Here is a 19,807-nt window from a genome sequence, read left to right as displayed (position 1 = left end):
TTTCCATCACACGGCCTGACGGGTTTCAGGCGCTGTTTCGATTGCTTTTATCAGAGTTTGCGGCGTGCCGAAGCCCCCAGACTTCACTGCAACCCGGATTTGCCGTCCGTTTTCCAACAGGATTTCGCACCAGGGCACGCCGGGTTCTATCTCGCCCTTGGGGATCAGCACGCCGGCTTTCAGAATTCGCAGCAATGCAAGGGCAGTATCGCCGCCGCCGGTGATGACCGTATCCGGTGCCGCAGCCTGTATCAGGCCATGCGCGGCGCGGCCAAAACGGTTCGCGACAGCGGTGCTGTCCTCGGTCATGTCTCCCGTGCAGCGGAGAAGCGCGGGCAGATCGATATCCGGCCGATCCGGCAGCGCACCGGACGGCGCATGCAGCACCGAGGCGAGCCGGCCGCTTTGCGTCAGCGCTTCCATCTGGGCTTCCGTGATGGGGTCGCGTGAGCCGATGGCGAAAAGTGTTTTGGATGAAGGACGGAAGATCGCCGGTCGCGCACCCGGCCTGCGGAGCTTGCGGGCCAATGCGAGGCCGAGCCCGCGTGCGCCGACCGCCACGGCATCGCTCCAGTCGTGATCGGCGAGTATCCGGTCCAGATCCTCGTCCGTCTGCGCATCGGCGATAATGAGATCGGCCCCTGGACCAGCAAAAAACGGCAGGATCGGCAGGGGCGTCTCCACCCCGCGGCCGGTCACCGCACCGCCGCGAGTAAACCGCTGCTGATCGGGAATGGCCGGCGCCACGACGAGCTTTCGATAGCCGAAGGCGCGCGCCAGAGCCTCGCTTTCGACCGCGACATTGCCCTTAAGGCGGGAATCGATCTTCTTGAAAACGAAAGCGGGTTTGGCCATCGCGATGCCGATTGCCGCAAGCCCGACCCGCGCGGATGCTTGTTGCGGAGAAAGTGCGCGGGAAGCGGTGTTGACCACCAGCACATCCGGCGCGCTGCGAAGGGCTGACGGGATGTTTTCGACATCGACCGCGACGGCCACCGAAAGCCCCGCCGCGACGAAGGGCGTGCCGGTATCCAGCGCGCCCGTCAGATCGTCGGCGATGATCGCGACCGTTATTCCCATCAGCTCAAACCCGAGTTCACGGCATGACAGGCAACGAGATGGTTCGGCCGCGCCTCCTTCCATTCTGGCACGACCTTGGAACAGACATCCATGGCTATCGGGCAACGGCTGTGAAAACGGCAGCCGGCAGGCGGATCGAGCGGGCTCGGCACGTCGCCCTGCAGGATCTGGCGCTTGCGGTTGCGCTCGTGCTCCGGGTTTGTTTCCGGCACGGCGGAGAGCAGAGCTTTGGTGTAAGGATGCAGTGGGGTCTGGAACAACGCATCGCGCGGTGCCAGCTCCGCCAGACGGCCGAGATACATGACACCGACGCGGGTGGAGATGTGCCGCACCACGGCCAGATCGTGTGCGATGAACAGATAGGTGAGGCGGTATTTCTCCTGCAGATCGAGCAGTAGGTTGATGATCTGCGCCTGGATCGACACGTCGAGCGCCGATATGGCTTCATCGCAAACGATGAATTTTGGCTGGCAGGCGAGAGCACGAGCGATGACGACGCGCTGGCGCTGGCCGCCGGACAGTTCGTGCGGATAACGCGAGGCAAACCGGGTCGGCAGGCCGACATCCTGCAAGAGCGCGGTGATCTTGTCTTTCAGGTCCGCCTTGGTGGCGAGCTTGTGGAAGAGCATCGGTTCGCCGATCGCCTCGCCCACCGTCATGCGCGGGTTGAGCGTCGAATAGGGGTCCTGAAAAACGATTTGCAGGTCGCGGCGGAAAGGCCGCATGTGCTTTTCGTCGAGCCGGGTAAGATCCTGGCCCTTGTAGATGACCTTGCCGCCGCTGGCGCGGTGCAGGTTGAGGATGGTGAAGCCAGTCGTCGATTTTCCGCAGCCGGATTCGCCGACCAGCGACAGGGTTTCGCCCTCGTGGATATCGAGGCTGACATCGTCCAGCGCATAGACGGTTGCAGCTTTTTCACCAAAGGCGCCAAGCTTGACGTGAAAGTGCTTCACCAGATTTTCGACGCGGAGCAGGGGTTCGGCACTCATCATGCGGCCTTCAATGCTGTGTTGACGGCGAAACAGGCGGCGCGGTGGCGGCCTTCGGAGGAAATCGGCTCGAGCTTCGGCACCTCCCGCAGGCAGATATCCATGGCGAGCGGACAGCGCGGCGCAAAAGGACAGCCGGCCGGGCGGCGACCGGGTTCGGGCGGCGTTCCGCCGATCGAGCTGAGGCGGGCGGCGGGCGCATCCGACAGGGTCGGGATCGAGGCCAGCAGGCCGCGCGTATAGGGATGGCTCGGATTGGCGTAGAGGTCATCGACGGGGGCATCCTCGACGACGGTGCCGGCATAAAGCACCACGACGCGGTCGGCGAGCCCGGCGATCAGCGCCAGATCATGGGTGATCCAGACGACCGACATGCCGAGCTTGTTGCGCAGGTCCTTCACCAGATCGACGATCTGCGCCTGGATGGTGACGTCGAGCGCGGTGGTCGGCTCGTCGGCGATCAGGAGCTTCGGATCGCAGGCGAGGCCGATAGCGATCATCACGCGCTGGCGCATGCCGCCGGAAAGTTCGTGCGGATAGGCGTCCAGCCGTTCTTCCGGGCCGGGAATGCCGACGAGGCGCAAAAGTTCGACAGCGCGCTTGCGGGCATCGGCCTTCGACATCTTGCGGTGATAGATCAGCGGCTCGCAGAGCTGATCGCCGACCTTCATCACCGGGTTGAGCGACGTCATCGGGTCCTGGAAAACGAAGCCGATATCGCCGCCGCGCACTTTGCGCAGCTCTCTGTTCGACATGGTTTGGAGGTCGCGGCCGTTAAACTCGGCAGTTCCCTTGGTCACCTTGATCTTGTTCGGCAGGAGCCGCATCAGCGAGAGCATTGTCAGGCTCTTGCCGCAGCCGGATTCGCCGACCACGCCGAGCGTTTCGCCCTTACCGACATAAAGATCGATGCCATCGACCACCACGGCCGGGCCGCGGCGACCGTCGATTTCGACGGTCAGGCCTTTGACGTCGAGAAGGCGTTCTTGTTTGTTCTGAGCGGTCACTTCGAACCTCGCGGATTGAGAGCGTCGTTCAGGCCATCGCCCAAAAAGGAGAAGGCGACGGAGGCGAGGCCGAGCACGAAGGCCGGTGCCGCCAGAAGATGCGGATAATGCTGCCAGACACGCAGGCCGTCGGAGATCATGTTGCCCCAGCTTGGAGTCGGCGGGTTGACGCCCACGCCGAGGAAGGAGAAGGCGCTTTCTAGCACCATTGCGGTGCCAAGGCCTGCGCTGACCGAGACGATCAGCGGTCCGAGCGCATTCGGCACAACGTAGCGCATCATGATGATGCGGTTCGGCAGGCCAAGCGCCATGGCGGCGGTAATGTAAGGCCGGCTGCGGATCGACAGGACCTGCGCGCGGACGAGACGCGCATAGGGCGGCCATGAGATCAGCGCCATCGAGCCGAAGACGAGGAAGAAATCGATCCAGATCGTTTCGCGATAGAAGGGATTGAGGGTCGCCATGTACTGGGCCTCCATCCATTTGGCGATCGGGTTCTTCAGCGAGGCGTTGATGACGACGACTAGCAGCAGGTTCGGCACGGACATGGTCATGTCCGTCAGCCACATGATGACCCGGTCATAGGGGTCGCCGAAAAAGCCGGCGATGGCGCCGAGTGTCGTGCCGATCGCAAGCGCGATCGCCGTCACCACCACCGCGACGAGGAAAGCGGTGCGAGTGCCATAAACGACGCGGCTGAAGACATCGCGGCCGAGATCGTCGGTGCCGAAGAGATGCAGCAGCGACGGCGCCTGGTTGCGGGCGTCGAGATCCTGGCTGAGGAAATCGAACGGCGTCAGGTAAGGACCGAAGACCGCTGCGAAGGCGAGCACGACGATGACGCAAAGGCCGAAGATCGCGAGCTTGTTGCGCTTCAGGCGATGCCAGGCATCGCGCCACAGGCTGACCGGCGGCTCGTCATCGGTGATGATGGGATTGGTCTGAACGAGCGTCATCGTCAGCGGCTCCTCTTGGAATCGTTGGCGCGCGGGTCGAGCAGCGGATAGAGGATGTCGACCAGAAGGTTGGAGATCATCACCAGGAACGAGCCGATCAGGGTGATTGCCAGGATGACCGGGTAATCCGAATTGATCAGCGCCTGCACGGTGAGGCGGCCGAGGCCGGGCAGGCCGAAGACCAGTTCCACGAAGATCGCGCCGTTGACGATGGTGATCATGATCAGGCCGAGCTGGGTGACGACCGGCGTCAGCACCGGCCGCAGGATGTGGCGCAGTGCCACGATGACTTCCGGCACGCCCTTGGCACGGGCGGTGCGGACGAAATCCTCCGACAGCACCTCAATGACTGCCGCGCGCGTCTGGCGCACGATCAGCGCGATCGGCTGGAAGGAGAGGACGAGCAGCGGCAGCAGGATACGCACATCGAACACGCCGCCCCAGCCATAAGGCACGCTCGAGCCCGGCAGGATGACGATCAGCGCCACCATCAGCAGCGGGCCGGCGACATAGGCCGGGATTGCCCAGAGAAACAGGGCCGAACCGAGGATGATATAGTCGGTCTTGGTATTCTGGTTCAGCGCAGCCAGCATGCCGAGCGGAATGGCGACGACCGCCGTCAGAATGACGGAACAGAGGGCAAGCTGGAAGGAGACGGGTGCGGCGGCGCTGACCAGCGCCCAGACGGAACGGCCGTTGCTTAGCGAGTTGCCGAACTTGCCCTGCAGCAGGTTCCAGACGTAAAAACCGAACTGTTCGATGAACGGCTTGTTGAGGCCCGCACTTTCGCGGATCGCCTCGATGCGCTGCGGATTATAGGCGACATCGCCCGGCGCGCGCAGGAAGATCAGCTTGATCGGGTCGCCGGCGCCGTAAAAGGCTAGCGCATATACCGCCAGCATGACCAGCAGGACGGATGGAATCCAGATTGCAAATCGAGTGGCTACATAACGCAGCATCGCCAAACTCCTCCCGCATGGGCCGGAAACCGGTGGCGATGGCGGTTTCCTGACGCTTTCATGCACGTTGATCGCGGTGCAGCGGCATCGCGAGGTATTTTTGAATTTCCAGTCCTTGCAGAGACCGTTTTCTAAAAGGCTCGCCCCTCATCCGCCTGCCGGCACCTTCTCCCCGCAGGCGGGGAGAAGGGAAGACGCCGCGGCCGTTCCCTCAAATCGAGACGTTGCGCAAGGCACGTCCCCTCTCCCCGTCAGAACGGGGAGAGGGTTAGGGTGAGGGGCAAATTCCAACCACAGTAAGCTGACGACCGGCCTCAACCGATCGAAATCTCCCAAGGCTTCGCCACTTGCCAGTCGAGGTTCTTGTCAATGCCCTTGACCGACTTGGTGGCCCAGCGCGACATGGCCTGAGCGTACCACGGGATGAAGGCATAGTCTTCACGGAAGGCTTTCTGAGCCTCCTGCGCAAGGGCTACACGCTTCGGATCGTCGGCCGCCTTGGTGGCAGCCTCAGCGAGCGCCGAGTCCACCTTGGCGTTCTTATATCCGCCCATCTTGTTCTGCGCGTTGGACGAGGTTGAAGCGATCGAGCCCTGCAGGTAGGAAACGGCATCCGGCACGCGGGTGCCGACGTCGTCGCGGAAGATCTGAACCGCATTCTGGTCCGGACCGGCATAGCTGTCCTGCTGCGGCTTCATATCGACCGCAGTGATGCCGAGGTTCTGGCGCCACTGTTCGGCGATGAACTGCGCCGCCGCCTGAATGGCCGGGCCGGACACGCCGACGAAGAGAAGCTTCGGCAGACGCTCGGGGCCGCCGTATTTGGATTCCTTCAGGAGCGCCTTCGCTTTGGCCGGGTCATACGGATAAGGCTCGAAACCGGAATTGTCGGCGCCCGGAACCGAGTTGATGACCTGGTCGGTCTTCTTGTGCGGGCCGTCCGGATAGGAGGCTTTGATCAGACCGTTGCGATCGATCGCCATGATCAGCGCCTGGCGCACCTTCGGATCGTCCATCGGGGCGCGCGACGTATTGAACCAGAAATGCTGGCTGGTCGGGATCAGCGGGCCGTCGGAAAATTCCTTGCCGAGGTCCTGGACGATGGTCGAGGTGATAAGTTCCGTATGGGCGTTGAACTCGCCGGACTTGATCAGCGAGGTGGCGGTGACGTTGTCTTCGATCGAGGTGATTTCGATACGGGCGAGCTTCGGCTTCGGACCGAAGAACTTGTCGTTCGGCTCGAACGTGAGCTTGCCGGCGTCGAGATCGATCTTGGTCAGCTTGAACGGGCCGGAATAGACGGCCTTGCTGTCCGGCATGTACCAGTCCTGCACCTCTTCACCATCCTTGCCGCGCGACTGCGAAGCCTTGGTGATCGGCGCGATATGGTTGGCAACGCGCATGAAGAAGATCGGATCAGTTTCCGACAGTGTCACGACAACCGTGCCTTCGTCCGGGGTGGCGATGCCGGAGATTTCCGTCGCCTTGCCGGCGCTGACATCCGCATAACCGGTGACCTTGGCGAGAACCTGATCGGCGCGCTGGTTCTTGGTGTTCGGCATGGCCGAGACGTTCCAGGAGCCCTGCACGTCCTTGGCAGTGATCTTACTGCCGTCGGAGAAGGTAGCTTTGGGGTCGAGCTTGAAGGTCCAGACCTTGCCACCTTCGGACGGCGTCCAGCTGGTGAAGACGTAAGGATGGATCTCGCCCTTCTCGTCGAAATACATCGGCGCAGCCCACCAGATCGAATTCCAGCGATAGGGAACGCCGCCGCCGCGCAACGGCGACCAATCCTGGTTGAAGGCCGGATTGGCGACCTTCAGGACCTGCCCATCGGCTGCCATAACGATGCGCGCATTGCCGCCGAAGACGGATGCGGCGATCGTCGCGCTCAGGCCCAGCTTCAGCGCATCGCGCCGGGAAACTTGCATCTTGCCGGCAGAATTGTCTTGTTTCTTGGTCATCCGATCCTCCCACGTGGAAATGCGGGCCGTTTTCCTCCCGGCCGCAATGTGGACCTAACACTCGCGCGATAATGTAAATATGTCAATCTTGTTTCTTGAAATTTCCACTGCTTCACGAGAAGACAAAAAATATCTATAAAATTCAAATAATTGCGGAGTCATCGAAAATTCCGTTTTCATTCAAGCGTTGACAACTGCCCATGTTTGGCGTCAGAAACGCGGCATGTCGCGCTCGCAAAGAGCTGTGGAGCGCCGCCATTTGTCAGGCGGTGCGGGATCGGGAGGATAACATGTCAGACAATCACGCGATTTCAGGCGTCTTCTGCGCCGCCGCCACGCCGGTAGATGCGAGTGGCGCGCCGGAACTTGGCCTGTTTACCGCCCATTGCAAACGCCTTCTGGCGGAAGGCTGCCACGGCGTGGCGCTGCTCGGTACGACCGGCGAAGCCAATTCTTTCTCGATCACTGAGCGCCAGACAATCCTCGAAGCCGCTTTGATGGCCGGCATCGCGCCGGAGCAGCTGATGCCGGGCACGGGACTTGTCGCTATTCCCGATACGGTGGCGCTGACCAGACATGCGCTCGTCAACGGCGTCACCAAGGTCGTCATGTTGCCGCCTTGCTACTACAAAGGCGTGAGTGACGATGGGTTGTTTACCGCCTATTCGCAAATCATTGAAAAGATTGGCGATGATCGCCTGCGGATCGTGCTTTACCACATCCCGCAGGTCTCCGGCGTGCCGCTGTCGATCCCGCTGATCGAGCGGCTGGTCAAAGCCTTCCCGAAGACGATCGTCGGCATCAAGGATTCCGCCGGCGATCTTGCCAACATGCAGGCGATCGTCGCGGCGTTGCCGGGCTTCTCGGTTCTGGCCGGCGCCGATCCGCTGATGTTGCCGCTGCTGAAATCCGGAGGCGCTGGCTGCATCACGGCCACCTCCAACCTCGTGGCGGATTCGTTGCGCACGATCTTCGACAATGTCGCCGATCCGGCCAAGGCGGCTGTGGTCGATGAGGCGCAGGCGCGGATCAACGTCTATCGCACGCTCTCCAATTCCTATGTGCAAATCCCGACGATCAAGGCGATGGTTGGCCTGAAGACCGGTGAAAGCGCGTGGCGTCGTGCCCGTGCACCGCTGATGGCGCTCAGCGATGCCGAATTCACCGATCTTTCGGCGAAATATGCCGAACTCCCTTAAGTGGTTGATCTGTCATGACCTTTACAGCGCTTGACCCTTCCGAAGTTCCAGCCCTGATGACCGGCGAAATCGGCCCGAACGGCTCCGGCCGTTCGGACGCCTATCTGCCATCCCCTTGCGTCCAGAACCACGCGGCAAACCTCGCTTTTCTCGCCGATGGCACGCTGACCTGCGTCTGGTTCGGCGGCACGATGGAGGGCATGGGTGACATCTCCGTTTACATGTCACGTCTGGCACCTGGTGCAACGACCTGGTCGAAGGCCGAAAAGCTCAGCGACGACGCCACGAAATCCGAGCAGAACCCGCTGGTCTTCACCGCGCCGGACGGCAAGGTGTGGTTGCTCTACACTTCGCAGACATCCGGCAATCAAGATGGCGCAGTTGTCAAGAAACGCGTGTCGGCTGATGGCGGCCGCACGTTCGGCGCGCCGGAAATCCTCTGTGATATTCCCGGCACATTCATCCGCCAGGCAATTGTGGTGAATGCCGACGGCAACTGGCTCTTGCCGGTCTTCCGCTGCCTGACTGAAGCGGGGCGCCGGTGGACCGGCGATATCGACCGCGCCGGTGTGCTGATTTCGCGCGACGCAGGGAAAAGTTGGCAGATGGTCGAGGTGCCGGACAGTATCGGCGCAGTGCATATGAACATCGTGCCTTTGCAAGGCCGCGACATGGTCGCCTTTTACCGCAACCGGTTTGCGACGCGCATCCTGCGCAGCCGGTCCAGCGACAATGGACTGACCTGGAGTGCGCCGGAGCCGACGGAACTGCCGAACAACAATTCCTCCATCCAGGCATCACGCCTGAAAGATGGAGCAATTGCAGTTGTTTACAACCATTCCGACGCCGGCATGTCGGATGCCCGGCGACTTTCGCTTTACGATGAAATCGAAGGTGATGATGGCGAAGAAGCTGTATCGGAGCCGGAAGCCGCGCTGCGCACAAACGGTGCCGTCTGGGGCGTGCCCCGGGCTCCGCTGAGCCTTGCCATTTCCCGCGATGGCGGCGAGACGTTTCCGGTCCGCTTCGATCTCGATACCGGCGATGGCTACTGCCTCAGCAACAATTCCACCGACATGCTGAACCGCGAATTTTCCTACCCCTCGGTCATTCAGGGACCGGGTGGCGTTTTGCATATCGCCTACACCTATTTCCGCCGCGCTATCAAATACGTGCGCCTGGAGCCTTCGTTTTTCGAGATTTAACAAGTTCTGACAAATCTTGGCTGTGTTGCTCGCCGTCGTTGTCTGGTGGATGGCGAGCGGCTAGTGTTACGCTTTCCCATTAAATTCGTTGAAGAAAACTGTACCTCAAGGCGGGGTTTCTCTGTCGGCGAGTGGTGTGAATATCGTGAAATGGCCATATAGCGCTTGCCAAGTCTACGCGAAGGATATAACAAATTTACATCTAATAGACGCAGACGAAATGGTCAGCGTGGGAAGAGGTAAAGCGCATGGACACTTTGAGCAAGCCGATCGTCATGGTCCGGCCGCCGGTGATCGAATTCGGTGTCGGCACCGCCGAACGGCTTGGCGTATGGGCCGAGCAGCGAAAGTTCACGCGCATTCTGGTGATTTCCGACGCTTTTAACGCGCCGCGCGCCGATGCGCTGGGCCTGAAGGGCGAGGTCACGGTATTCGGCGAAGTGCGCGCCGAGCCGGATACCAACGACCTCAACAAGGTTCTCGCCGCCGCCAATCAGGCGGATGCCGATCTGATCGTCGGTTTCGGCGGCGGCAGCGCCATGGATCTTGCCAAGCTTGCCGCCGTTCTCGCCGGTTCCTCCCAGACATTTGCCGAAGTCGTGGGACCGAACAAGGTTGCATCCCGAGGCAAGGCGGCATTGGCGCAGGTTCCGACCACATCCGGCACAGGTAGCGAGGCCGGCATCCGAGCGCTGGTCACCGATCCGGCCACCCAGAGCAAGCTTGCGGTCGAGAGCATTCATATGCTGGCCGATATTGCCGTCATCGATCCGGCGCTGACTTTCTCCGTGCCGCCGCGCATCACCGCCGCCACCGGCGTTGATGCCATGGCCCATTGCGTCGAGGCCTATACCAACCGCAAGGCCCATCCGGCGATCGACCTTTACGCCATCGAAGGCGTGCGGCTGGTCGGAAAATATCTCGCCCGCGCCGTGGCCGACGGCAATGATGCGGAAGCCCGCGCCGGCCTGTCGCTCGCCTCGCTGTATGGCGGTTATTGCCTCGGCCCGGTCAATACGGCGGCCGGCCATGCGCTGGCCTATCCGCTCGGCACCCGCTGGCACGTGGCGCATGGCGCGGCCAATGCGCTGATCTTCCCGCATGTCCTGGCCTTCAACACGCCCGCCGTACCGGAAAAGACGGCGGCGATCCTCGATGCGCTCAGCCTCAAACATTCCAGCACGGTTGGTTCAGTCTTCGAGGCGGCGCATGCCTTCTGCGCCTCGCTCGATATCGAGATGAAGCTTTCCAAGGTCGGCGTGCCGGAAACCGATCTCGGCATCATGGCCGATGACGCCTTTGCCATCCGCCGGCTTCTCGATAACAATCCGCGCGACCTGTCTCGCGCCGATATCCTGGCGATCTACGAAGCGGCATACTGAAAATCATAGGGAAGGGCATCCGATCATGAGCAAGAATACGCGCATCGCGGTCACGTTAGGCGATCCGGCGGGCGTCGGCCCGGAAGTCATCGTCAAGGCCCTGACGGCGCTGCCGGAAAGCGAGCGCGCATTTTTCACTGTCGTCGGCAATGTCGAGGCGCTGGAACGGGCGAACAAGTCCTGTGGAACCGCGCTCGCTTTCTCCACCACGCCGAAGGCCGGTGCGATCACTGTCGATGAAGTGCCTCTCTCTGGGCCGCTGCCGGAGATCGGCAAGGTCAGCGAAATCGCCGGCGATGCTTCGGTGCGTTATATTCGCCGCGCCGTCGAAATGGCTCTGGCGCATGATGTCGATTGCATCGTCACCGCGCCGATCAACAAGGAAGCGATGAACCTCGCCGGCCATCATTACGACGGCCATACGGGTCTTCTGGCGCATCTCACCGGTTCGAAAAGCTCCTTCATGCTGCTCGCCTCCGAGCGGCTGAACACCATCCACGTTTCGACGCATATTTCGCTGAAGGGCGCAATCGAGCGGGCGAAGACGGAGCGGGTTCTGGCGACGATCGAAGCCGGTCACCAGCATTTCCTGCGGATCGGTAAAAAGGCGAAGATCGCCGTTGCCGGGCTCAATCCGCATTGCGGCGAGAACGGCCTTTTTGGCACCGAAGATACGGAATTCCTCGCTCCGGCCGTCGAGCAGGCGCGGGCCAAGGGCATCGATGTCGTCGGGCCGATCTCGGCGGATACCGTATTTGCACGCGCCTATAACGGTGCTTTCGATCTCGTCGTGGCGCAGTATCATGACCAGGGTCATATCCCGATCAAGCTCGTCGCTTTCGATAGCGCGGTGAATGTCTCGCTCGGCCTGCCGATCGACCGTGTTTCGGTGGACCACGGCACGGCCTTCGACATCGCCGGCACAGGCAAGGCGAACCACGTCAACATGTTGTCGGCGATTTCCTATGCGCGGCTGATTGCCGGCGGGCGCACGGATGCCTGAATTCGGCGTTTGAATCTGGCAGCTAGCGCCGGCCGCCGTCAGGACAGGCGGCGGCGATAAACGAACCACGCCGCGCCGGTGCTCATCAGCGCCATGGCAAACCAGGTCAGTGCATAGACCAGATGTGAATTGCGGAACTGGACGATGGTGAGTCCGCCGATCGGCAGACCGCCCGGATTTGGCGTTGCATCGGCATCGATGAAGTAGGGGGCGGTATTTGCCAGCCCTGCCGCTTTTGCGATCGCTGCGACATCGCGGGAATACCAGCGTCCGTTTTGCGGATCGTTGGAGCGCAGGAAAGCGCCGTCGGGTTCGGTGATGCGCAAGAGGCCTGTGATCTGGACATTGCCGGTGATTTGGCCCTCGGCCCGTGAGGCTGAGTCGCGGCGATCGGCGGGCACGAAGCCGCGATTGACGAGGACCGTGGTTCCGTCCTTCAGAGAAAGCGGTGTTACGACCCAGAAGCCGGCGCCGCGTTCCGTCACGGCTTGAACCAGCACTTCCTTGTTGTGATCGAAGGTGCCTGTTGCGGTGACATGGCGGTATTCGTCGCGGTCGGCGGTGATGGCTGACCAATCGGCAGGTGGCTGCACGGCAGCGGCATGCACGCGGGCGTCGACGCGGGCGATCAGGTCGAGCTTCCAGAACAGGCGTTGGACTTGCCAGGTGCCGAGAGCGAGGAACACGAGCGTCAGGAAGAGAAGCGCACCGGTGAAGATGAGGCGCGGGAGGGATGATGGAGAGGGCATTGGGTGTTATACCCCCCTCTGTCCTGCCGGACATCTCCCCCTCAAGGGGGGAGATCGGCCAAAGGCTTGCTCCCCGTCCTTACTTGAACGTTCGCGACAAGCGAAAGGGTGGATGTTTGCGAGGCGGCGCCCCATCCAATCTCCTCCCTTGAGGGGGAGCTGTCCGGCAGGGCAGAGGGGGGTAATCACGGGCACAGCACTCTCGCCTCTTACAAACAGCCTCACGGCATGTTCTTCATCATCTCCGGCGACATGGGCATCATGTTGGTATTGAGGTGATGCATGACCCAGAGCGAGCCGGCGAGCATGATGCCGACGATGACGATGGTGAAGAGCAGCGCCATCATCGTCCAGCCGCCTTCCGAGCGCGGGTTCATGTGCAGGAAGTAGATCATGTGGACGACGATCTGAACGACGCCGAAGGCCATGACGAAGACGGCGGTCGTCAGCTTGCTGTCGAAGACGCCGCCCATGACTAGGATGAACGGGATCGCCGTCAAGACGACCGACAGGATGAAGCCGATCATGTAGCTCTTGAACGAGCCGTGGCCGGCCCCGTGACCGTTGCTATGGCCGTGATGGGCGTGGCTTGCGCTCTCGTGGCCATGGTCATGAGAAGATGCGTGGGGCTGCGAACTCATCCGATATATCCGATCAGGTAGACGAAGGAGAAGACGCCGATCCAGACGACGTCGAGGAAGTGCCAGAACATCGAAAGGCACATCAGGCGGCGTTTGTTCTCAGCAATCAGACCGCGCCGCGCCACCTGCACCATCAGCGTGATCAGCCAGATGATGCCGAAGGTGACGTGTAGACCGTGGGTGCCGACCAGCGTGAAGAAGGACGACAGGAAGGCCGAACGGGTCGGGCCGGCGCCTTCATGGATCAGGTGCGCGAATTCGTAAAGCTCGAGGCCCAGGAAGATCGCCCCGAACACGCCGGTAATGCCGAGCCAGAACAGCGTCTCGGCCTTGGCGCCCCGCTCCATCTGCAGCATGGCGAAGCCATAGGTGATGGAGGAGAGGAGCAGCATCGCGGTATTGATCGCCACGAGCGGCAGGTCGAACAGATCGGCGGGCGAGGGGCCGGCCGCATAGTTGCGGCCGAGCACGCCGTGGGTGGCGAAGAGGACGGCGAAGATCAGGCAGTCGCTCATCAGGTAGAGCCAGAAACCCAGCATGGTGCTGCCTTCCGGGTGGTGCTCTTCCGTCACGTAGAACTGCGGCTTTTCGTTATCCAGATTGGCGCTGTGGACGTGTGTTTCGCTCATGATCTCAGGTCCGGTCCGCGAGCAGCTTGGAGCGCGCGTCCTCTGTTGCGGTCACGGTTTCGGCAGGGATGTGGAAATCCCGGTTATAGTTGAACGTGTGGGTTATCGCGGTGGCGATCAGCGCCACGAAGGAGACGGCGGCCAGCCACCAGATGTACCAGATCAGCGCGAAGGCGAGCACGATGCTGATGCCGGACAGGATGACGCCGGTGCCGGTATTCTTCGGCATGTGGATCGGCTTGAAGCCGCCGAGCGGGCGCTCGTAACCGCGGTTCTTCATGTCGTACCAACCGTCATGATCGTGAACGACGGGCGTGAAGGCGAAGTTGTAGTCCGGCGGCGGAGACGAGGTCGACCATTCCAGCGTGCGGCCATCCCACGGATCGCCCGTATCATCGCGCAGCTGATCGCGGCGCAGGATGCTGACGCCCATCTGGATGATGAAGGCGAGAATGCCGATGGCGATCAGGCCGGCGCCGAAGGCTGCAATAACGAACCAGATCTGCAGCGACGGGTCTTCGAACTGGCTGACGCGGCGGGTGACGCCCATCAGGCCAAGCACATAAAGCGGCATGAAGGCGAAGAAGAAGCCTATCTGCCAGAACCAGAAGCTTACCTTGCCCCAGAAGGCGTCCAGCCTGAAGCCGAAAGCCTTCGGCCACCAGTAGTTGACGCCTGCCAGCAGCCCGAACAACACGCCGCCGATGATGACGTTGTGGAAGTGGGCGATCAGGAACAGCGAATTGTGCAGTACGAAGTCGGCCGGCGGAATGGCCAGCATGACACCGGTCATGCCGCCGATGACGAAGGTCACCATGAAACCGACGGTCCACAGCATCGGCACGTCGTAGCGGATACGGCCGCGATACATGGTGAAGAGCCAGTTGAACATCTTCGCCCCTGTCGGGATCGAGATGATCATGGTGGTGATGCCGAAGAAGGCGTTCACCGAGGCGCCCGAACCCATCGTGAAGAAGTGGTGCAGCCAGACGAGGTAGGAGAGGATCATGATCACGCAGGTCGCATAGACCATCGAGGCGTAACCGAAGAGCCGCTTGCTGGAGAAGGTCGCAACAACTTCCGAGAAGATGCCGAAGGCCGGCAGGACGAGAATGTAGACTTCCGGATGGCCCCAGATCCAGATCAGATTCACATACATCATCGGGTTGCCACCGAGGTCGTTCGTGAAGAAGTTCGTGCCGGCATAACGGTCGAGCGACAGGAGCACGAGCGTTGCGGTCAGGATCGGGAAGGTCGCGACGATCAGGATGTTGGTGCAGAGCGCGGTCCAGGTGAAGACCGGCATTTTCATGAAGGTCATGCCCGGCGCGCGCATCTTGACGATCGTCGCGATCAGGTTGATGCCGGACAATGTCGTGCCGACGCCCGCCACCTGCAGGCCCCAGATGTAATAGTCCACCCCGACGCCCGGACTGTAATCGGCGCCCGAAAGCGGAGGATAGGCCAGCCAGCCCGTGCGGGCAAATTCGCCGACGAACAGCGACATCATGATGATGATCGCCCCGGCCGTGGTCATCCAGAACGAGAAATTGTTGAGGAAGGGGAAGGAAACGTCGCGCGCGCCGATCTGCAGCGGCACGACATAGTTCATGAAACCGGTGACGAAGGGCATCGCCACGAAGAAGATCATGATCACGCCATGCGCGGTGAAGATCTGGTCGTAGTGATGTGGCGGCAGGAAGCCTTCATTGCCGTTGAAGGCGATCGCCTGCTGGATGCGCATCAGGATCGCGTCGGAAAAGCCGCGCAGCAGCATGATGATGGCGAGCACGATATACATGATGCCGATCTTCTTGTGATCGACGCTGGTGAACCAGTCGTGCCAGAGATAACCCCAGAGCTTGTATTTGGTGATCAGTGCCAGAACGGCGAGACCGGCGATCGCAACGCCGATGAAGGTCACGACCAGGATCGTCTCGTGATAGGGAATGGCATCGAGCGTCAGCCGCCCGAACAGGAATTGCGTAAGCGAAGTATTACCGAACATGGGTTTCTACCGAATCTCGTTCAGGGCTTGGCCGGGGCTTCGTTGTTGAGCTGCGCTGGTGCCGCGCCGCCCTGATTGTTGTGCTGCATGCCGGGCATGTTGTGCATGTCGTGCTGCGTGGCCGGCTTTTCAGCCGGGCTCTGCGATTGGTCGCTGCGGGCCGGTTCGCCGGTGGCCGGGAAGGTTGCGGCCGGGGCGCCGTGCGCGGCTTCGCCGGCATGGCGATTGTCGTGCTCCAGCTTCTCGCGGTTTTCCTGGCTTTCGGTTCCGGCGCCGCCCATCATGTCGATATGCATCATCTCTTCCATGCACATCTTGCCGGGCGTGGCGCACATGTTGAGCACGGCCCTGTAAAGCCCGTCCTCGACATTGGCGTAATAGCGCACCGGCTCCTTGGAGCTCGGCTTTTCGAGTTTCAGATAGGCATCGCGGTTCAGCGCCGTGCCGTTCTGCTTCACACGGGCGACCCACTGGTCGAAGCCGGCCTGATCGACGCCATGGAACTTGAAGCGCATATGCGAAAAACCGTCGCCGCTATAATTGGCGGACAGGCCTTCGTATTCGCCGGGCTTGTTGATCACGGCGTGCAGCTTGGTTTCCATGCCGGGCATGGCATAGATCATCCCGGCAAGCGCCGGTACGTAGAACGAGTTCATCACGGAAGAGGCGGTGATCTTGAAATTGATCGGCACATCCACCGGCGCCGCCATCTCGTTGACCGTGGCAATGCCGTAATCGGGGTAGAAGAACAGCCATTTCCAGTCGAGCGCCACCACTTCCACATTGATCGGCTTCATCTCGGCCGTGACCGGCCGCTGGTCGTCGATTCGGTCGAGCGGCCGGTAGGGATCGAGCTTGTGGGTGCTGATCCAGGTGACGGCGCCAAGCGCGATGATGATAGCGAGCGGCGCCGACCAGATGATCACTTCCAGCCGCGTCGAATGATGCCATTCGGGATCATAGGGTGCCTTGGTATTGGTACTGCGGTAACGCCAGGCGAAGAACAGCGTCAGGAACAGGACCGGCACGATGATCAGCAGCATCAGCACGACCGATATGACGATTAGGTCTGCCTGCTGCTTGGCGATGTCGCCCGAAGGCGACATGACGACCAGATTGCACCCGGAAAGCGCCATCAAGGCCAGGAAAGCGAATAACCGTCCGACGAATTTCAACTGTGGAGTCATCTCGGGCTCGAATTTGCGTTTTGTCTAACTGGGAGTAATCGCGTTCAGGCATCGGCCGGAATGAGGTCGTTCGTCGCAGTGCAGCAATCTGTCGCGGTGCAGCAAAAAACCGCATGGCCAAAAAAACCGTTTTGCTGCACCACCCTGAATGCTCGGTATCCGCATCCGCCAAGTCGCAATCTAGTACAGTCAGTTGTGCTGACCAGAGGCTGTACGGGGTGAGATGCAACATAGCGCTGCAAAATGTCAGGTTTTTTAAGCCTTGTTCCTTGATCTCCGTTGCGTGTTGATCAACATTTCAAGGATGAGGCGAACCATCGCCAGGAGGAATTCATGACCACGGTCGTCAATCCCGCACCCCATGGGCCGACTTCGTCGGGCCTAGAACGTGACGCCCGTCACATGCACGACGACAAGCCGATCTCGCCGGGCAGCATTGCCATCGGTGTGGTCATCGGTCGCATGTCGGAATTCTTCGACTTCTTCGTGTACGGCCTGGGCTCGGTCCTGGTCTTCCCGAAGCTGATCTTTCCGTTTGCCTCGAGCCATGCGGCTGCGACGCTGATGTCGTTCGCGATCTTCCCGCTTGCCTTTCTGGCGCGCCCGGTCGGTTCGTTCGTCTTCATGTGGATAGACCGGAATTACGGACGCGGCACGAAGCTGACGATCGCGCTTTTCCTGCTCGGTGGCTCGACGGCGTCGATCGCCTTCCTGCCGGGATATGAGACGATCGGTTATTGGGCTGTCGCCCTGCTGGCGCTGTTCCGCATGGGCCAAGGCTTTGCACTCGGCGGCGCCTGGGATGGTCTCGCCTCGCTTCTTAATCTCAACGCCCCTCCGCATCGCCGTGGCTGGTATGCGATGATCCCGCAGCTCGGCGCGCCGATCGGTTTTGCGCTGGCCAGCATCCTGTTCGGCTATTTCGTCGCCAATCTCTCGGAAGCGGATTTCCTCGCCTGGGGCTGGCGTTATCCGTTCTTCGTGGCATTTGCGATCAACGTCGTGGCGCTGTTTGCCCGTCTGCGCATCGTCGCCAGCAAGGAATTCGGCGCTGCCATGGAAGCCAACGAGCTGCAGGCCCGGCCGATCTTCGAGATGCTGAGCAAGCACGCCAATGACGTGATTCTCGGCGCGTTCGCGCCGCTTGCAAGCTTTGCGATGTTCCACCTGGTGACGATCTTCCCGCTGAGCTGGGTCATCCTGAATGGCGGCCAGTCGGCAGCGCAGTTCCTCTGGGTGCAAGTGGCAGGCGCGGCCGTCGGCGTGGTCGGCATCGTGCTGTCCGGCGTTATCGCCGACCGGATCGGCCGCCGCAGCCAGCTGATGTTGGGTGCCGTGCTGATCGCCATCTTCTCGTTCTCGGCGCCGTTTCTGCTTGATGCCGGCGGCAAGGGGCAGGATGCCTTCATCCTGATCGGCTTCTTCATCCTCGGCCTCACATTCGGCCAGGCTTCGGGCTCGGTCTCGTCGCGCTTCACCCAGTATTATCGTTATACCGGTGCGGCCCTCACGTCCGACCTTGCCTGGTTGGTCGGTGCCGGTTTTGCACCGCTTGTGGCGTACGGTCTCGCGACCAATTTCGGGATCATCTTCATCGGTGGATATCTGATCTCGGGTGCGATCTGCTCGCTGGTGGCGCTGAGCCTGACGCGGGTGCTGGATCAGAGCAACGAGCCGGGGCCAAATAAGGGCTGAGATACCAAAAGAAAAAGCCGGGCTAAGCCCGGCTTTTTTGTATCTAGCGAGCTGCAGAGTTTGCGGCCCCCTCACCCGGCCTCCGCTCCGCTCGGCCACCCTCTCCCCAAGGGGAGAGGAAGATCGGCGACGCTGCGGCATTTCCCCTTCTCCCCAGCGGGGAGAAGGGGCCGGCAGGCGGATGAGGGGGCTACAAGCTCAGTTTCAAGCAGCCTTCTTCTTCAGCGTCGGCCGCGTCGCAGCAGCCTTCTCGACCATTGCCGTCACTTCGGCGCGACGCGCACCCGTCAGCAGCATACGCGGCATGCGGACGCGTTCCGAACCGCGGCCCATGATCTGCTCGGCGAGCTTGATCGACTGGACGAGGTCGTGTTCCGCATCGAGATGCAGGAGCGGCATGAACCAGCGATAGATGGTGCGGGCTTCTTCCCAGTCGCCGCGGGCGGCAGCGGCAACGAGCGCCACCGATTCCTGCGGGAAGGCGCTGGTGAGGCCGGAGACCCAGCCCTTGGCGCCGAGCATCAGGCCTTCGAGAGCCACGTCGTCGAGGCCGGCGAAGATGTCGAAACGATCACCGAAAGCATTGTGAAGGTCGGTGAAACGGCGCGGATCCGGCGCGCTTTCCTTGACGGCCTTGATGTTCTTGACACCTTCGAGCTGCTGCAGCACTTCGTTGGTGACATTGACGCGATAGGCCGGCGGGTTGTTGTAGAGCATGATCGGCAGCGAGGTGGCTTCCGCAACCGCCTTGAAATGCGCGACCAGTTCGTCCGGCTTCGGCACATAGACCATGGCCGGCAGCAGCATCAGGCCATCGGCGCCGAGCTTTTCAGCGTCGCGAGCATAGGCGATCGCACGGCGGGTGTCGAATTCGGAAACGCCGGTGACGACCGGAACGCGGCCGGCGACGACTTCGACGGCGGCCTTCAGGATGGTGCGCTTTTCTTCCGGATCGAGCGAGTTGTTCTCGCCGCAGGTGCCCATGACGATCAGGCCGTTGACGCCGTCGCGCACCAGCGCGTCCTGCACGCCCTGCGTCGCCTTCAGGTCGACGGAGAAGTCTTCATTAAATTGTGTCGTGACGGCGGGGAAAACGCCGGTCCAGCCTGTGGTCATTGCGGGAACTCCTCTGATTGATAATGTGTCGGTTGGTT

At 61.3% G+C, this 19,807-nt stretch carries 17 protein-coding genes; 5 read left to right on the top strand and 12 right to left on the bottom strand.

Annotation, left to right across the window (positions count from 1 at the left end; all coding sequences use genetic code 11):
• Positions 1 to 6: 6 nt before the first annotated feature.
• The 6 genes from KX729_RS11795 to KX729_RS11770 all read right to left on the bottom strand — a co-directional run bounded on the left by KX729_RS11795 (position 7) and on the right by KX729_RS11770 (position 6,955).
• Complete coding sequence (locus KX729_RS11795) at positions 7 to 1,080, bottom strand: four-carbon acid sugar kinase family protein (protein WP_219742665.1); 1,074 nt, start codon at positions 1,078 to 1,080, stop codon at positions 7 to 9.
• Positions 1,080 to 2,069 carry an ABC transporter ATP-binding protein gene (locus KX729_RS11790; protein WP_219742664.1) on the bottom strand — a complete coding sequence of 330 codons (990 nt, stop codon included), beginning with the start codon at positions 2,067 to 2,069 and terminating at the stop codon, positions 1,080 to 1,082. The genes KX729_RS11795 and KX729_RS11790 overlap by 1 nt, the downstream gene beginning before the upstream one ends.
• The gene (locus KX729_RS11785) at positions 2,069 to 3,076 is read right to left on the bottom strand and encodes an ABC transporter ATP-binding protein (RefSeq protein WP_219742663.1); all 1,008 of its coding nucleotides are present in this window, start codon (positions 3,074 to 3,076) and stop codon (positions 2,069 to 2,071) included. Before KX729_RS11785 ends, KX729_RS11790 begins: the two co-directional genes overlap by 1 nt.
• A complete protein-coding gene (locus tag KX729_RS11780) occupies positions 3,073 to 4,032 on the bottom strand; it encodes an ABC transporter permease (RefSeq protein ID WP_219742662.1) in 960 nt (319 codons plus the stop codon). The genes KX729_RS11785 and KX729_RS11780 overlap by 4 nt, the downstream gene beginning before the upstream one ends.
• Positions 4,033 to 4,034: 2 nt before the next feature.
• Positions 4,035 to 4,991, bottom strand: a complete 957-nt coding sequence (locus KX729_RS11775) for an ABC transporter permease (RefSeq protein ID WP_219742661.1) — start codon at positions 4,989 to 4,991, stop codon at positions 4,035 to 4,037.
• Positions 4,992 to 5,305: 314 nt separating this feature from the next.
• A complete protein-coding gene (locus KX729_RS11770; protein ID WP_219742660.1) occupies positions 5,306 to 6,955 on the bottom strand; it encodes an ABC transporter substrate-binding protein in 1,650 nt (549 codons plus the stop codon).
• Positions 6,956 to 7,245: 290 nt separating this feature from the next.
• Between KX729_RS11770 and KX729_RS11765 the strand changes: the two genes are divergently transcribed.
• From KX729_RS11765 to pdxA, 4 genes are all read left to right on the top strand, one after another.
• A complete protein-coding gene (locus tag KX729_RS11765; RefSeq protein ID WP_219742659.1) occupies positions 7,246 to 8,154 on the top strand; it encodes a dihydrodipicolinate synthase family protein in 909 nt (302 codons plus the stop codon).
• 14 nt (positions 8,155 to 8,168) lie between these two features.
• A complete protein-coding gene (locus KX729_RS11760) occupies positions 8,169 to 9,359 on the top strand; it encodes a sialidase family protein (RefSeq protein WP_219742658.1) in 1,191 nt (396 codons plus the stop codon).
• A gap of 248 nt (positions 9,360 to 9,607) precedes the next feature.
• Positions 9,608 to 10,741, top strand: a complete 1,134-nt coding sequence (locus tag KX729_RS11755) for an iron-containing alcohol dehydrogenase (RefSeq protein ID WP_219742657.1) — start codon at positions 9,608 to 9,610, stop codon at positions 10,739 to 10,741.
• Between the two features lie 25 nt (positions 10,742 to 10,766).
• Positions 10,767 to 11,744 carry a 4-hydroxythreonine-4-phosphate dehydrogenase PdxA gene (gene pdxA, locus KX729_RS11750; protein WP_219742656.1) on the top strand — a complete coding sequence of 326 codons (978 nt, stop codon included), beginning with the start codon at positions 10,767 to 10,769 and terminating at the stop codon, positions 11,742 to 11,744.
• 38 nt (positions 11,745 to 11,782) lie between these two features.
• Here pdxA and KX729_RS11745 read toward each other — a convergent pair whose 3' ends face one another.
• From KX729_RS11745 to cyoA, 5 genes are all read right to left on the bottom strand, one after another.
• A complete protein-coding gene (locus KX729_RS11745) occupies positions 11,783 to 12,493 on the bottom strand; it encodes an SURF1 family protein (RefSeq protein ID WP_219742655.1) in 711 nt (236 codons plus the stop codon).
• Positions 12,494 to 12,714: 221 nt separating this feature from the next.
• Positions 12,715 to 13,134 carry a cytochrome o ubiquinol oxidase subunit IV gene (gene cyoD, locus KX729_RS11740; RefSeq protein WP_219742654.1) on the bottom strand — a complete coding sequence of 140 codons (420 nt, stop codon included), beginning with the start codon at positions 13,132 to 13,134 and terminating at the stop codon, positions 12,715 to 12,717.
• Positions 13,131 to 13,763, bottom strand: coding sequence for a cytochrome o ubiquinol oxidase subunit III (cyoC, locus tag KX729_RS11735; RefSeq protein ID WP_219742653.1), 633 nt, complete (start codon positions 13,761 to 13,763; stop codon positions 13,131 to 13,133). The genes cyoD and cyoC overlap by 4 nt, the downstream gene beginning before the upstream one ends.
• A 4-nt stretch (positions 13,764 to 13,767) precedes the next feature.
• Entirely contained in the window at positions 13,768 to 15,771 is a 2,004-nt protein-coding gene (gene cyoB / locus KX729_RS11730; RefSeq protein WP_219742652.1) for a cytochrome o ubiquinol oxidase subunit I, read from the bottom strand.
• A 20-nt stretch (positions 15,772 to 15,791) separates the two neighbouring features.
• Positions 15,792 to 16,958, bottom strand: a complete 1,167-nt coding sequence (cyoA, locus tag KX729_RS11725) for a ubiquinol oxidase subunit II (protein ID WP_219742651.1) — start codon at positions 16,956 to 16,958, stop codon at positions 15,792 to 15,794.
• Between the two features lie 333 nt (positions 16,959 to 17,291).
• Between cyoA and KX729_RS11720 the strand changes: the two genes are divergently transcribed.
• The gene (locus KX729_RS11720) at positions 17,292 to 18,653 is read left to right on the top strand and encodes an MFS transporter (protein ID WP_219742650.1); all 1,362 of its coding nucleotides are present in this window, start codon (positions 17,292 to 17,294) and stop codon (positions 18,651 to 18,653) included.
• Positions 18,654 to 18,857: 204 nt separating this feature from the next.
• Here KX729_RS11720 and KX729_RS11715 read toward each other — a convergent pair whose 3' ends face one another.
• A complete protein-coding gene (locus KX729_RS11715) occupies positions 18,858 to 19,769 on the bottom strand; it encodes a dihydrodipicolinate synthase family protein (protein WP_219742649.1) in 912 nt (303 codons plus the stop codon).
• Positions 19,770 to 19,807: the final 38 nt, after the last annotated feature.

It is taken from the genome of Neorhizobium populisoli (genome assembly GCF_019430945.1).
In the GTDB taxonomy this organism is placed as follows: domain Bacteria; phylum Pseudomonadota; class Alphaproteobacteria; order Rhizobiales; family Rhizobiaceae; genus Neorhizobium; species Neorhizobium populisoli.
The sequence above is the reverse complement of the archived record's forward strand: the minus strand, read 5'-3'. Positions and strand labels throughout refer to the sequence as shown.